Here is a 12,953-nt window from a genome sequence, read left to right as displayed (position 1 = left end):
ACAACATTCCCATTCACTCGACAGGATGTGCAGCATGTCGTCCCCATCCACCGCCCGCCGCATCCCGATCTGGCTGGCCATCGTCGCTGCATCGCTCCCGATGTTCATGGCGACCCTCGACAACCTCGTCGTCACCAGCGCGCTTCCCGTGATCGCGAAAGACCTCAGTGCCTCCATCGAGGAGCTGCAGTGGGTCATCAACGCGTACACCCTCAGCTTCGCCACCTTCATGCTGATGGCCGTCGCCCTCGGCGACCGGTTCGGACGCCGAACAGTCTTCCTCAGCGGCATCGCCATCTTCACACTCGCCTCTGCGGCCAGCGCCCTCGCCACCGAGCCGTGGATGCTCATCCTCGCCCGCGCCGTGCAGGGCGTCGGAGCGGCGGCCCTCATGCCCCTGTCGCTCACCCTCCTGGCCGGCAGCGTCAGCGCCAAGCTGCGCCCTGCGGCCATCGGCATCTGGGGAGGCATTGCGGGCCTCGGCGTCGCGACTGGCCCGCTGATCGGCGGCGCCGTGGTGCAGGGCTGGAACTGGCAGGCCATCTTCTGGCTGAACGTCCCGCTCGGCATCATCGCCGTGCCCCTCGTCCTCGCCGCGCTGCCGAACAGCTTCGGCGAGCGGGTCCGCGCCGACATCGTCGGCCTGCTGCTCGCCGGCCCGGGCGTCCTCGGCATCGTGTTCGGGATCGTGCGTGGCAACGATGCCGGCTGGGACAGCTTCGAAGTGCTCGGCGCCCTGATCGCCGGTGCTGCCCTGCTGGTGGCGTTCGTCTTCTGGGAGGGCCGGGCATCCGCCCCTCTGCTGCCGCTGCGACTGTTCCGCGACCGCAGCTTCACCGTGGCCAACCTGGTCGGCGTGACGTTCAGCTTCGGCATCTTCGGGGCGGTGTTCATCCTCATCCAGTTCCTGCAGGTGGTGCAGGGCCACACGCCGCTCGAGGCGGGGGTGATGACGATGCCGTGGACGCTCGCGCCGATGGTCGTCGCGCCGCTCACCGGCCTCGTCTCCGGGCGCACGGGCACTCGGCTGCCGATCCTCCTCGGCCTCACCTTCCTCGCCGTCGCGATGGCCTGGATCGCGCTGACCCTGTCCGCCGACCTCGCGTACTCGTCGATGTGGCCGCCGTTCGCCCTCGCAGGGATCGGCATGGGCCTGGTGTTCGCGCCGAGCTCCACCGCGGTGCTCGCGAACATGAAGCCGGCCGACCACGCCAAGGCGTCCGGCACCAACTCCACGCTCCGCGAGATCGGCGTCGCCCTCGGCATCGCCGTGCTCACCGCCGTGTTCACCGGCGCGGGCGGAACCCTCACCCCGACCGGCTACGTAGATGCGGCCATCCCCGCCATCTGGGTCGGCGCCGGTGTGCTCGCTGTCGCCGCCGTCATCTCGCTCGCGCTGCCGTCCGGCATCGTCCGCCGCCGTCGTCAGGACGCGGAAGCCGAGATCACCGAGGCGGTCGCCGCCGAGGGCTCCGCGCAGGCCGCCGCACTGGTCGACTAGCGCGCTGCGCCGCGAGCGCGCAGTCGGCTCCCGGCATCGCATCCCCCCGCCCGCGGCTAGGGTGGGGGGATGCGGATCGGCGTCATCGGAGCGGGAGCCATCGGCGGCACCATCGCAGCCCTGCTCGATCGCGTCGGCCACCAGGTCGAGGTGACAGCGCGCGGGGCGCAGCTCGACGCGATCCGCGCGGACGGGCTCCGCCTCGACGGGGCGTGGGGCTCGCACACGGCCAGGATCGACGCAGACGAGATCCTGCGCATCCAGCCGGAACTCGCCTTCCTGTGCACCAAGGCACAGGATGCGGCCGCCGCCATCCGCGAGAACCAGCACCTCCTCGGCGGCATCCCCGTGGTCGTCGTGCAGAACGGGCTCACCGGGCTGCGCCAGGCCGCGACCATGCTGCCAGGCTCGGACTGCGTCGGTGCCCTCGCCCTCTACGCTGCAAGCTTCCTCTCCCCTGGCCGCGTCAGCGTCACCACGGCGGCCAACACCTACATCGGGGCCGGCAGCGGCGAGCCGCCGGAGTCCGCCGTCTTCGCCACCCGCGTCCTCGACGCCGCCATGCCGACGTTCGCCGTCGCCAACTTCGACGGCGCCCAGTGGACCAAGCTCATCGTCAACCAGATCAACGCCATGCCGGCCATCACCGGGCTGAGCGCGCAGGACACGCTCGGCGACCGCGCGCTGCGCCGCATCGTGACGGCCAGCATGCGCGAGGCCGTCAGGATCGGCTTCGACCGTGGCATCCGCTACGGCAGCATCCAGGGCCTCAGCAACGGCATCCTGCGGTTCGTCGCCGCGGCTCCACTCTGGGCGGGCCAGCTGGTGCCGCTGACGATGCGGCGCCGGATGGGCGCCACTCCCAACCCTGGATCGACGCTGCAGAGCATCCGGCGCGGCCAGCTCACCGAGATCGACTACCTCAACGGCGCGATCGTCGGCGAAGCGCACGAGCTCGGGCGAGAGGCGCCGATCAACGCCGCCATCGTCGACCTAGTGCACGAGGTCGAGCGCACGCGCGCGTTCATCGAACCCGCCGTCGTCGCCGACCGGATGCGCGCGCTGCTGTAACCGCCGCGCCCGCCATCGGCGGGGTCAGCAGCTGTCCGCGAACACTCGCCGCGGCACGTCGGGGTCGCTGTCGTCGACCAGAGCGCTCGCCCACATCCGCGGCTCGGCGTCGTTCTCGTATACCGGGTCCTGCGGCGTGTTCACCAGCGCGACGGAGTAGTGCCAGATGCCGCGCAGCTCCGGCCGCAGCAGGAACTCGCCGTCGACCACGAGCACCGCATCCTGACCGGTGGTCTCCCAGCGGCTCTCGATGGGCACATCCCGTCGCTCGTCGAACGCCGCGGTCTGGAAACCGGTGCTTCCCGCCATCCGGTACGGGTCGATCAGCACCCGCCGGAACGTGACGTAGTCGAACGACGAACGGTAGTAGTCGAGGTCGGACTCCGGCCCGAGCCTGGTGCGCTCGGCACGCGGGCGGTGGAAGTCGGTCATCGACGACCGGAAGGTGTCATACCCCGCCTCGCGGAACACCTCGGCGAGGTCGTCGGCGAACGGTGCGGTGTCCGTCGTGCCGTCGACGGCCACCATGGTGCGTCCGTGCCCGTAACTGCGCGTCACCTCGCCGACCAGTTCGCGGAGGAACAGGACGCGCGGCGTCGGTGGAAGCTTCATGGCACGAGCCTAAGCCGCGAACCTGTCGAACGCCCCGCAACGATTACGCTGGAACGATGGCGGATGCGGAGCTCGACACGTTCTCCTCCTCCGTCATCGACTGGTTCCACGCCAATCGCCGCGACCTGCCGTGGCGCCGCGACGGGTTCACCGCCTGGGGCACCCTGGTCAGCGAGTTCATGCTGCAGCAGACCCCGGTGAACCGGGTGATCCCGCGCCTCGAGGAGTGGCTGACGCGCTGGCCGACCCCGGCCGATCTCGCCGCCGTCCCTCCGGGCGAGGCCGTGCGCGCGTGGCAGTCGCTCGGCTACCCGCGCCGCGCCCTGTGGCTGCACGCCTGCGCGGTCGCCATCACCGAACATCACGACGGCGTCGTGCCGGACGACGTGGATGCGCTGCTCGCCCTCCCCGGCATCGGCGACTACACGGCGCGTGCGGTCGCGGTGTTCGCCTACGGCCACCATCACCCGGTGGTCGACACGAACATCCGCCGGGTCATCGCCCGCGCGGTCGACGGCCAGGGCGAGCCTGGCCCTCCCGGAAAACGCGACCTGGCGGCGATGGATGCGCTGCTCCCGGCAGACCGCGCGGCCTCTGCGGCGTTCAACGCCGGGATGATGGAGCTCGGCGCACTGGTCTGCGTCGCCAGGACGCCGCGCTGCGACGTCTGCCCGCTCGCGGAGGTGTGCGCGTGGCGGCAGGCCGGCTATCCGGAGTACGCCGGCCAGAAGAAGGCCGTGCAGAAGAAGTACGAGGGAAGCGACCGGCAGGTGCGCGGCCGCATCCTGGCCGAGCTGCGCGCCTCGCACATCCCGGTCTCCGCCGCCGAGATCGAAGCCGTCTGGCCGGACGCCGCCCAGCGCGACCGCGCCCTGGCCGGCCTCCTCGCCGACGGCCTCGCCGTCGCCGTCGATGCTGGCTACACCCTCCCCTAAAACACAATCGAGCCGGGACTTGTACACGCGACACGCCGAAGCGCTGCGTGCACAAGTCCCGGCTCGAATGTGTTCTTAGTCCTCTTCGTCTTCGTCGCGGGGCTTGACGTACGGGTCCTCGTCGCCCGCGTACGCGGCACCGGCGGCCAGCCCGGCCACCTCGGTGTCGCGCTGACGCGCTTCGCGCAGCAGGTCCTCGATGTGCGCCGCGTTCTCCGGGATCGCATCCAGGATGAACTCCAGCGACGGGGTCAGGCGCGCTGTGATGTTCTTGCCCACCTCGCTGCGCAGCATGCCGGTGGCCGCAGCAAGCGCCGCCGCCGTGTCCGTGCGCTCCTCGTCGGTGCCGTACACCGTGTAGAAGACCGAGGCGTGCTGCAGATCGCCGGTCACCTGCACATCGGTGATCGTCACGAAGCCCATACGCGGGTCGCGGACGCCGCGCTCGAGCCGCTTGGCGATGATGACCTTGATTCTGTCCGCGAGCTTCCTCGCGCGTGCCGGATCAGCCATGTTGTCTCTCCTTCACCTGCCGTGATGCCACGTGCCGTGATGCCACGTGCCGGGATGGGAGGAGGCCCGGAGAGCGAACCCTCCGGACCTCCTGTCCATGCCTAGACGCGGGGCTTCTCCCGCATTTCGGTCGTCTCGATCTCGTCGCCGATCTGGATGTCGTTGAACTTGCCGAGTCCGATACCGGCCTCGAAGTCCGTACGCACCTCGGTGACGTCGTCCTTGAAGCGACGCAGCGACTCGATGGTGAGGTTGTCTCCCACCACCACGCCGTCGCGGATGACGCGCGCCTTGGCGTTGCGCGTGATCGTTCCGGAGCGGACGATGACACCGGCGATGTTGCCGAACTTGGAGGAGCGGAACACCTCGCGGATCTCGGCGACACCGGACTGGACCTCTTCGAACTCCGGCTTGAGCATGCCCTTGAGGGAGTTCTCGATGTCGTCGATCGCGTTGTAGATGACCGAGTAGAAGCGCACATCCACACCCTCGCGGGCGGCACGCTCGCGGGCCTTGACGTCCGGGCGGACGTTGAAGCCGATCACGATCGCGTTGTCGATGGTCGCCAGGTCGATGTCCGACTCGGTGATCGCGCCGACGCCGCGGTGCAGGATGCGGAGCTGGACCGAGTCGTCGACCTCGATCTTCATCAGGGACTCTTCCAGGGCCTCCACGGCACCGGACACGTCGCCCTTGATGATGAGGTTGAGCGCCTCGACCTTGCCCTCTTCCAGAGCACGGGTGAAGTCCTCGAGCGAGATGCGCTTGCGCGACTTCGCCAGCATGGCGTTGCGCTCTGCTGCTTCGCGCTTCTCGGCGATCTGACGCGCGGTGCGGTCTTCCTCTGTGACGAGGAAGGTGTCACCTGCACGCGGAACGCTGGAGAGACCCTGCACCTGCACGGGACGCGACGGGAAGGCCTCGTGGACGGCGTCGCCGTTCTCGTCGACCATCGCACGGACGCGGCCGTTAGCCGTTCCGGCGACGATCGAGTCGCCGACGCGCAGCGTTCCCGACTGGATGAGCACGGTCGCGACAGCACCGCGGCCCTTGTCGAGCTTGGCCTCGATCGCGATACCGCGCGCATCCTTGTTGGGGTTGGAGCGCAGGTCGAGACCGGCGTCCGCGGTGAGCAGCACCGCGTCCAGGAGGTCCTGGATGCCGATGTCGTTCCTGGCGGACACGTCGACGAACATGACGTCTCCGCCGTACTCCTCCGCGACCAGCCCGAACTCGGTGAGCTGCTGGCGCACCTTGGCCGGGTTGGCGTCCGGCTTGTCGATCTTGTTGACCGCGACCACGATCGGCACACCGGCCGCCTGGGCGTGGTTCAAGGCCTCGATGGTCTGCGGCATGATGCCGTCGTCCGCCGCGACCACGAGGATCGCGATGTCGGTGACCTGCGCACCACGGGCACGCATGGCGGTGAACGCCTCGTGACCTGGCGTGTCGATGAAGGTGATGGCACGCTCGATGCCCTCGTGCTCCGTCCACACCTGGTACGCACCGATGTGCTGGGTGATGCCACCTGCCTCGCCTGCGACGACGTTGGCATTGCGGATCGCGTCGAGAAGACGGGTCTTACCGTGGTCGACGTGGCCCATGACGGTGACCACCGGCGGGCGGATCTCGAGGTCTTCGTCCGTCTCGTCCTCGAGCTCCTGGTCGAGGTCGATGTCGAAGCCTTCGAGCAGCTCCTTGTCCTCGTCCTCCGGGGACACGATCTGCACCTTGTAGCCGAGCTCTTCGCCCAGCACGCCGAACGTTGCCTCGTCCAGGGACTCGGTCGCCGTCGCCATCTCACCGAGGTGGAACAGCACGGTGACCAGGTTTCCGGGGCTGGCGTCGATCTTGTCGGCGAAGTCCGAGATGGATGCGCCGCGGCGCAGCCGGACGACGGTGTTGCCGTCGCCACGGGGAACGCTCACGCCGCCCAGCGACGGAGCTTCCCTCAGCTCGAATTCCTGCCTCTTGGCACGCTTCGACTTGCGAGCCTTGCTCTTGCCGCCACCACGACCGAACGCACCGGCGGTTCCTCCGCCAGGTCCACGGCCTCGGCCGCCTCCGCCACCTGCTGGACGCGGGCCGCCGAAGCCGCCGCCGGGGCGCTGGAAGCCGCCGCCTGCGCCTGCGCCGGCTCCCGCTCCGCCGCCACCCGGACGCTGCTGGAAGCCCGGACGGCTTCCGCCTGCGCCGCCTGGACGCTGACCGGGACGGTTTCCGCCTGCACCAGGAGCGCCGGGACGCGGCGATCCTGGACGCGGAGGCGTCGGACGCGGGATGTTGCCCGGCGTCGGTCGCTGACCCATGCCCTGCGAGCTCGCGAACGGGTTGTTGCCAGGACGGGGAGCGCTCGGGCGCTGACCCATGCCCTGGTTGGATGCGAAGGGGTTGTTGCCCGGACGCGGAGCGCCAGGACGCGGGATGCCGCTGCTCCCCGCGGCGTTTCCACCTGCGGGGCGCGGCGTGTTCGGCTTGACGGCGTCCGAAGGCGCTTCCGTCGTGGCCGCGGCTGCCGGAGCATCCTGTGCGGCCTTCGCCTTGGCGTCTGCAGCTGCCTTGTCGGCCTCCGCCTTCTCGGCTGCTGCCTTCTGCTCCGCGAGGGCCTGACGCTCTGCGACGGACAGCGGAGCTGCCGGCTTGGGAGCGGTGCCACCCGGGTTGGGTGCGGAGGACGGGCGCGTCGCACCCGGCGTGGGAGCAGAGCTCGCGGCACCCGACTTGGGCGCAGCAGCCTTCTGCTCTGTGGATGCTGCCGCGGCAGCCTTGTCGGCCGTGAAGCCGTCCGCCTCGAGGGCGGCGCGAAGCTTGCGCGCCACAGGCGGTTCGATGCTGGAGGACGGTCCCTTGACGAACTCGCCCATTTCCTTCAGTTTCGCAAGAGCGATCTTGCTGTCTACTCCGAGTTCGGTAGCGACCTCGTGTACGCGTGGTTTGGCAGCCACAATTCTCCTGTCTAGGGGGTCTACCCCTAGCAGGGCAGACCGTTAGTTACGGACGGGTCTCATTTCGAGCCGCTCATTAGTTGTCACTCATTTGAGTTCACTGTGCCGTTCAGCCTGTTCTCTTCAAGTGCGGCCTGGATGGCCGTCGTATCGAGCATCCCGTCGACCTTCAAGGCCCGCCCGAAGACGTGCCTCTGCAAGGCTTTGTCGAGACACCCGACGACCGGATGCAGCCACGCACCTCGCCCAGGAAGCGTGGCGGAATGGTCCACCACGAGTTTCGAGTTCTGGGCGACGACCCTCAGAAGTGAGGACCGGGGAGCGCGAGAACGGCATCCGACGCACGTTCTAACAGCTTCCATCTTACACCCGCGCACCACCCAGGTCCTGCGCGGCTACTCCTTGTCGAGGATCGAGTCGGGCTGGATGATGTGCTCGTGTGCCTGCGGCAACCGTGTCGCCACGACTCCGTCGCGTCGGCACGGCGCGAAGATCGTCATCCATCCCGACCTCATTCTTTGTCCAGGATCGAGTCCGGCTGGATGTCGATCTTCGCGCCCGTTAGTTTGGCGGCGAGACGGGCGTTCTGGCCCTCCTTGCCGATGGCGAGCGAAAGCTGGTAGTCGGGCACGAGCGCGCGGACGGCCTTCAGCGATTCGTCGATGACGAAGGCGCTGGTCACCTTGGCGGGCGACAGAGCACTGGACACGAACGTTGCCAGATCCGGCGAGTAGTCGACGATGTCGATCTTCTCGTTGTTCAGCTCTGCGGTCACGGCCCTGACCCGCTGGCCGAGCTCGCCGATGCACGCGCCCTTGGCGTTCACGCCGGGCTCGGTCGCGCGCACCGCGATCTTGGTGCGGTGACCGGCCTCACGGGCGAGCGAGACGATCTCGACCACACCGCTGGCGATCTCGGGGACCTCGAGCGCGAACAGCTTGCGCACGAGCGCCGGGTGGGTGCGCGAGACCGTGATCTGCGGACCCTTCAGCCCCTTCGACACACTGGTCACATACACCCGGATGCGCGACCCGTGCGTGTACTCCTCGCCTGGCACCTGCTCCTCCGGCGGCAGGATCGCCTCGACGCTGCCGAGGTCGACGTGGATCATCCTCGGGTTGGGACCCTGCTGGATGACGCCGGCGACGATGTCGCCCTCCCGACCACGGAACTCGCCGAGCACCGCGTCGTCCGCGATGTCGCGGAGTCGCTGGTTGATGACCTGCTTCGCGGCGAACGCTGCGATGCGGCCGAAGTCGCTCGGGCTGTCCTCCGCCTCGCCGATGACGTTGCCCTCTTCGTCCTTCTCCGGGACGTAGACGGTGACGTGACCGGTCTTCCTGTCCAGGTGCACCCTGGCGGCCGGCGGCTCTTCCGTGTGCCCGTGGCGGTGGTCGGCCTGGTCCGTGTGCTTCAGGTAGGCGGTCAGAATCGCCTGCTCGATGATCTGCACCAGCTCGTCGAAGGGAATCTCTCGCTCGCGTTCCATGAGACGCAAGACGCTGAGGTCGATGTCCATGCCGGCCTCCTCTATTCAGATCTCGCCGTCGCGTTCAGCGCGACGGACTCGACTAACTACGGTACCCGATGATCCGACCGGCCGGAACGGGGGTACCGTTCGGATCATGACCTCCCCCACGTCTGCGGCCAGGCGCGTCGAGCGCATCCCGGCTGTCCGCATCCTCGCCAGGGTCGGAAACGCGGCCATCGGCATCCTGCACATCCTGATCGGCGCGATCGCCCTGGCGGTCGCTTTCGGCGCTGGAGGGGGCGGCGACGCCGACCAGTCCGGCGCCCTGCAGGCGCTCGTCGCTGTGCCTGGCGGCCTGTTCGTCGTCTGGGCGGTGATCGTCGGTCTGATCGCGCTCGCACTCTGGCAGATCCTGCAGACGATCGTTGCACCCAAGGCGACCACCCGCGTCGTGGAGATCGCCAAGGGCGTCGTGTACGCCGTGCTCGCCGTGACCGCGATCGGCATCGCGGCCGGTGGCCGGTCGGACGCGTCCTCGTCCGAGACGTCCGCCAGCTCGCGCCTGCTCTCGCTGCCGGGCGGCGTGTTCCTGCTCGCCGCCATCGGCCTCGCGATCGTCGGGGTCGGCATCGGCTTCATCGTCAACGGGGCCACCCACCGCTTCGAGCGCGGCCTCCGCCTTCCCCCGAACGCACTGGCCGGTGTCACCACGACCCTCGGCCGCGTCGGCTACATCTCCAAGGGGGTCGCCCTCGGCATCGTCGGCGGCCTCGTGGTCGCCGGCGCCGTGACGTTCGACCCCGGCAAGGCGAGCGGCCTCGACGGCGCGCTGAAGTCGCTGACCCAGCTCCCGTTCGGCGTCTTCCTGCTCATCCTGATCGCCGTCGGCCTGATCGCCTACGGCGTGTTCTGGTGCGTGCGCGCGGTCGCCGTCCGCCTCTAGCCCGGCACGCGTCGTGCAAAAGGTGCGGTCGGGAGCGCACGCACCGCACCTTGTGCACGAGACGTCCGCCGCACCGCGCCGACCGCACGAGCGGACAGCAGCTCGGCCACGCGCAGCAGGAACGCCGGGCGATCCGCGAACAGCTCGCATCGCGTGACGCGGACGACGCGCCACCCCGAGTCGACCATCGCATCGTGCCGCCCGATGTCGGCGTGCCATTGCGCGGCGTCCGTGCGGTGACCGTCGCCCTCGTACTCCAGGATCAACCGCTCGTCGAAGTAGACGAGATCGGGATGCACGAGCCGCGCTCCGACGAAGACGGGCGGGTTCACGGCGGGCTCCCTCAGCCCCGCCTCGACCAACGCCAGCCGCAGCAGGGTCTCCGGCCGCGAGTCCGCTCCGAACCGGATGCGCTCGGCCGCCCAGCGCAGCGCAGCAGCGCCGGGAATGCGACTCGGCACGGCAGCGGTCGCGCGCAGTTCGTCTATCGTCGCCAGCGCATGGCGCGCCCGAGCGCCGACGATGTGGTCGCCGACAGCGGTCAGCTCCGGTCCGGACAACGAAGCGGCGAGCTGCCGCCACACCTGTACAGGGGAGCAGACGGGCAGCCCGCGGACGCTCCGCTGGTCGACCACGCTGATGCTGTGCCCGCGAACGCCTCTGGTGCGCGGCGGGGTGCGCGGAAAGGCAACGCTCACGTGCAGCTCGGTCCCCCGCTCGGCGCCAGAGAACGGCATCCCGTACACGGCGGCGGCGGTCTCGTGGCTGAAGACCTGGCCCGGCAGCATCCGTGACCGGTATGCCGTCGCCCGCTCCAGCATCGTCTCGACCGCGCTCGTGCTGTTGACCCCGCGGAACGGATGCTGCACATCCAGCGCTCGGAGGCGTCGCGGCGCCACATCGAGCGCGATGGCCACAGCGGTGGCGAACGGTGCGTTGACGAGTTGGTGTGGGAGTGCGCGTGGCTGAGTCATGCATCCACCGTTGCCGAAATGGACAGCCGAGCCCGCGCGGCCTCGGCTTCTGTGGACAACCCGCCCTGTGGACTCGTGCGAAAGGTGCGGTCGCGGCACGCGAGACCGCACCTTTAGCACGAGTCGCGCGCTACGCCCCCAGGGCGGCGAGCGCGTCGGCGATGGGGAGCGTCGCGCGGGAGCCGGTGCGGCGGTCCCAGAGCTCGACCTCGCCGTCCGCCGCGCCGCGGCCGACCACGAGCACGTGCGGAACGCCGATGAGCTCCGCGTCGCCGAACTTGACGCCGGGCGAGACCTTCGGGCGGTCGTCGAGCAGCACCTCGCGGCCGGCGGCCTCCAGCGAGGCCGTCACCTGCTCTGCCACGTCGAACGCGAGCTGATCGCGGCCGGCTGCGACGACGTGCACGTCGAACGGCGCGACCGACTCCGGCCAGATCAGGCCCTTGTCGTCGTTGTTCTCCTCCGCGATGATCGCCAGGATGCGCGTGACGCCGATGCCGTACGAACCCATCGTGACCGTGACGAGCTTGCCGTTCTCGTCCAGCACCTTAAGGCCGAACGCGTCGGCATACTTGCGCCCGAGCTGGAAGACGTGACCGATCTCCATCCCGCGGGCGAGCTCGACGGGACCTGAGCCGTCCGGTGCAGGGTCGCCCTCCTTGACCTCGGCCACCTCCACGGTGCCGTCCCAGGCGAAGTCGCGGCCGGCCACCAGGCCGAAGACGTGCTTGCCGTCGATGTTCGCGCCGGTGATCCAGCCGGAGCCGTCCACCACACGAGGGTCGACCAGATACCGGATGCCCGTGGCCGACTCCTCGCCGAGCACGGCGCCGTCAACACCCCACGGGCCGATGTAGCCCTTCACGAGGCCGGGGTGCTTCTGGAAGTCCGCTTCCGTCGCCGGCTCGACCTCGCCGGGCGCGAAGGCCACCTCCGCACGCTTCAGCTCGACCTCGCGGTCACCGGGCAGGCCGACGACGACCAGCTCCCGCGTGCCGTCCAGGTGCGTCACCGCGAGCACGACGTTCTTGAGCGTGTCCGCTGCGGTCCAGGCGCGGCCGTCGGGCCGGGGGTGCTTCTCGTTCGCCACGTCGACCAGAGTCTGGATGGTCGGCGTGTTCGGAGTGTCGAGCACTTCCTGGGGCGTCAGCTTCTCGTACGAGCGCGCCGGGGGCGCGAGCGTGGTGAACGCCTCGACGTTGGCCGCGTATCCGCCCTCCGAGCGCACGAAGGTGTCCTCGCCGACCGCGGTCGGGTGCAGGAACTCCTCGCTGCGGGAGCCTCCCATCGCGCCGGCGTCCGCCTGCACGATCACGTACGAGAGCCCGAGCCTGGTGAAGATGCGCTCGTACGCGTCGCGCTGCGACTGGTAGCTGGCGTCGAGCCCCGCATCCGTGTAGTCGAACGTGTACGCGTCCTTCATCGTGAACTCGCGGCCGCGCAGGAGACCGGCGCGGGGGCGTGCCTCGTCGCGGTACTTGTCCTGGATCTGGTAGATCGCCAGGGGCAGATCCTTGTAGCTCGAATAGAGGTCCTTCACGAGCAGCGTGAACGCCTCTTCGTGCGTCGGCGCGAGCAGGTAGTCGGCGCCCTTGCGGTCCTGCAGGCGGAACAGGCCGTCGCCGTACTCCTCCCACCGGCCGGTGACCTCGTACGGTTCGCGCGGCAGCAGGGCGGGGAAGTGCACCTCGTGCGCCCCCGCCGCGGACATCTCCTCGCGGATGATCGCCTCGATCTTGGCCTTCACGCGCAGGCCGAGCGGCAGCCACGCGAAGATGCCTGGCGCCTGGCGCCGGATGTATCCGGCGCGAACCAGCAGCCTGTGGCTGGTGACCTCGGCGTCGGAGGGGTCTTCACGGAGGGTGCGGAGGAAATAGTTCGTCAGGCGTGTAGGCACCGTTCCATGTTAGACGTCGGCGACAGTGGCCGATGTTTCAGCACGTGGATGCCGGCCACTGGACGCGCATCCACCCCGGCATAGGGTGGCC

At 69.3% G+C, this 12,953-nt stretch carries 11 protein-coding genes; 4 read left to right on the top strand and 7 right to left on the bottom strand.

The window, feature by feature from the left end:
- The first annotated feature begins 25 nt into the window (after nt 1-25).
- Together ACIRCZ_RS00975 and ACIRCZ_RS00970 are read left to right on the top strand one after the other, a co-directional pair.
- Nucleotides 26-1,501, top strand: a complete 1,476-nt coding sequence (locus ACIRCZ_RS00975; protein WP_402848661.1) for a DHA2 family efflux MFS transporter permease subunit — start codon at nt 26-28, stop codon at nt 1,499-1,501.
- 69 nt (nt 1,502-1,570) lie between these two features.
- Complete coding sequence (locus tag ACIRCZ_RS00970; RefSeq protein WP_402848658.1) at nt 1,571-2,572, top strand: ketopantoate reductase family protein; 1,002 nt, start codon at nt 1,571-1,573, stop codon at nt 2,570-2,572.
- A gap of 24 nt (nt 2,573-2,596) precedes the next feature.
- Here ACIRCZ_RS00970 and ACIRCZ_RS00965 read toward each other — a convergent pair whose 3' ends face one another.
- Complete coding sequence (locus ACIRCZ_RS00965) at nt 2,597-3,184, bottom strand: hypothetical protein (RefSeq protein WP_402848655.1); 588 nt, start codon at nt 3,182-3,184, stop codon at nt 2,597-2,599.
- A gap of 56 nt (nt 3,185-3,240) precedes the next feature.
- On the opposite strand from ACIRCZ_RS00965, the gene ACIRCZ_RS00960 reads away from it, so the two are divergent.
- A complete protein-coding gene (locus ACIRCZ_RS00960; RefSeq protein ID WP_402848652.1) occupies nt 3,241-4,119 on the top strand; it encodes an A/G-specific adenine glycosylase in 879 nt (292 codons plus the stop codon).
- Nucleotides 4,120-4,194: 75 nt separating this feature from the next.
- Here ACIRCZ_RS00960 and rbfA read toward each other — a convergent pair whose 3' ends face one another.
- From rbfA to nusA, 4 genes are all read right to left on the bottom strand, one after another.
- Nucleotides 4,195-4,632, bottom strand: coding sequence for a 30S ribosome-binding factor RbfA (rbfA, locus tag ACIRCZ_RS00955; RefSeq protein WP_055892204.1), 438 nt, complete (start codon nt 4,630-4,632; stop codon nt 4,195-4,197).
- Nucleotides 4,633-4,733: 101 nt separating this feature from the next.
- Nucleotides 4,734-7,577: a translation initiation factor IF-2 gene (gene infB, locus ACIRCZ_RS00950; protein WP_402848648.1), complete on the bottom strand. Its 2,844-nt coding sequence runs from the start codon at nt 7,575-7,577 to the stop codon at nt 4,734-4,736.
- An 83-nt stretch (nt 7,578-7,660) separates the two neighbouring features.
- The gene (locus ACIRCZ_RS00945; protein ID WP_402848645.1) at nt 7,661-7,939 is read right to left on the bottom strand and encodes a YlxR family protein; all 279 of its coding nucleotides are present in this window, start codon (nt 7,937-7,939) and stop codon (nt 7,661-7,663) included.
- Between the two features lie 149 nt (nt 7,940-8,088).
- Complete coding sequence (gene nusA, locus ACIRCZ_RS00940; protein WP_055892198.1) at nt 8,089-9,096, bottom strand: transcription termination factor NusA; 1,008 nt, start codon at nt 9,094-9,096, stop codon at nt 8,089-8,091.
- Nucleotides 9,097-9,202: 106 nt separating this feature from the next.
- On the opposite strand from nusA, the gene ACIRCZ_RS00935 reads away from it, so the two are divergent.
- Nucleotides 9,203-9,991: a DUF1206 domain-containing protein gene (locus ACIRCZ_RS00935; protein ID WP_055892195.1), complete on the top strand. Its 789-nt coding sequence runs from the start codon at nt 9,203-9,205 to the stop codon at nt 9,989-9,991.
- Here ACIRCZ_RS00935 and ACIRCZ_RS00930 read toward each other — a convergent pair.
- Both ACIRCZ_RS00930 and ACIRCZ_RS00925 read right to left on the bottom strand, forming a co-directional pair.
- A complete protein-coding gene (locus ACIRCZ_RS00930) occupies nt 9,988-10,965 on the bottom strand; it encodes an endonuclease domain-containing protein (RefSeq protein ID WP_402848641.1) in 978 nt (325 codons plus the stop codon). The genes ACIRCZ_RS00935 and ACIRCZ_RS00930 overlap by 4 nt on opposite strands.
- Before the next feature lie 130 nt (nt 10,966-11,095).
- Nucleotides 11,096-12,862, bottom strand: coding sequence for a proline--tRNA ligase (locus tag ACIRCZ_RS00925; RefSeq protein WP_402848638.1), 1,767 nt, complete (start codon nt 12,860-12,862; stop codon nt 11,096-11,098).
- Nucleotides 12,863-12,953 lie beyond the last annotated feature (91 nt).

The organism is Leifsonia sp. NPDC102414 (assembly GCF_044765685.1).
In the GTDB taxonomy this organism is placed as follows: Bacteria; Actinomycetota; Actinomycetes; order Actinomycetales; family Microbacteriaceae; genus Leifsonia.
This window is presented reverse-complemented; position numbering and strand designations above follow the sequence as displayed.

What these genes read in the sequence shown, in the direction of transcription:
- ACIRCZ_RS00975 (WP_402848661.1), top strand. Translation starts at nt 26, where the DNA reads ATGTGCAGCATGTCGTCCCCATCCACCGCCCGCCGCATCCCGATCTGG.
- ACIRCZ_RS00970 (WP_402848658.1), top strand. Translation starts at nt 1,571, where the DNA reads ATGCGGATCGGCGTCATCGGAGCGGGAGCCATCGGCGGCACCATCGCA.
- ACIRCZ_RS00965 (WP_402848655.1), bottom strand. Translation starts at nt 3,184, where the DNA reads ATGAAGCTTCCACCGACGCCGCGCGTCCTGTTCCTCCGCGAACTGGTC.
- ACIRCZ_RS00960 (WP_402848652.1), top strand. Translation starts at nt 3,241, where the DNA reads ATGGCGGATGCGGAGCTCGACACGTTCTCCTCCTCCGTCATCGACTGG.
- rbfA (WP_055892204.1), bottom strand. Translation starts at nt 4,632, where the DNA reads ATGGCTGATCCGGCACGCGCGAGGAAGCTCGCGGACAGAATCAAGGTC.
- ACIRCZ_RS00945 (WP_402848645.1), bottom strand. Translation starts at nt 7,939, where the DNA reads ATGGAAGCTGTTAGAACGTGCGTCGGATGCCGTTCTCGCGCTCCCCGG.
- nusA (WP_055892198.1), bottom strand. Translation starts at nt 9,096, where the DNA reads ATGGACATCGACCTCAGCGTCTTGCGTCTCATGGAACGCGAGCGAGAG.
- ACIRCZ_RS00935 (WP_055892195.1), top strand. Translation starts at nt 9,203, where the DNA reads ATGACCTCCCCCACGTCTGCGGCCAGGCGCGTCGAGCGCATCCCGGCT.
- ACIRCZ_RS00930 (WP_402848641.1), bottom strand. Translation starts at nt 10,965, where the DNA reads ATGACTCAGCCACGCGCACTCCCACACCAACTCGTCAACGCACCGTTC.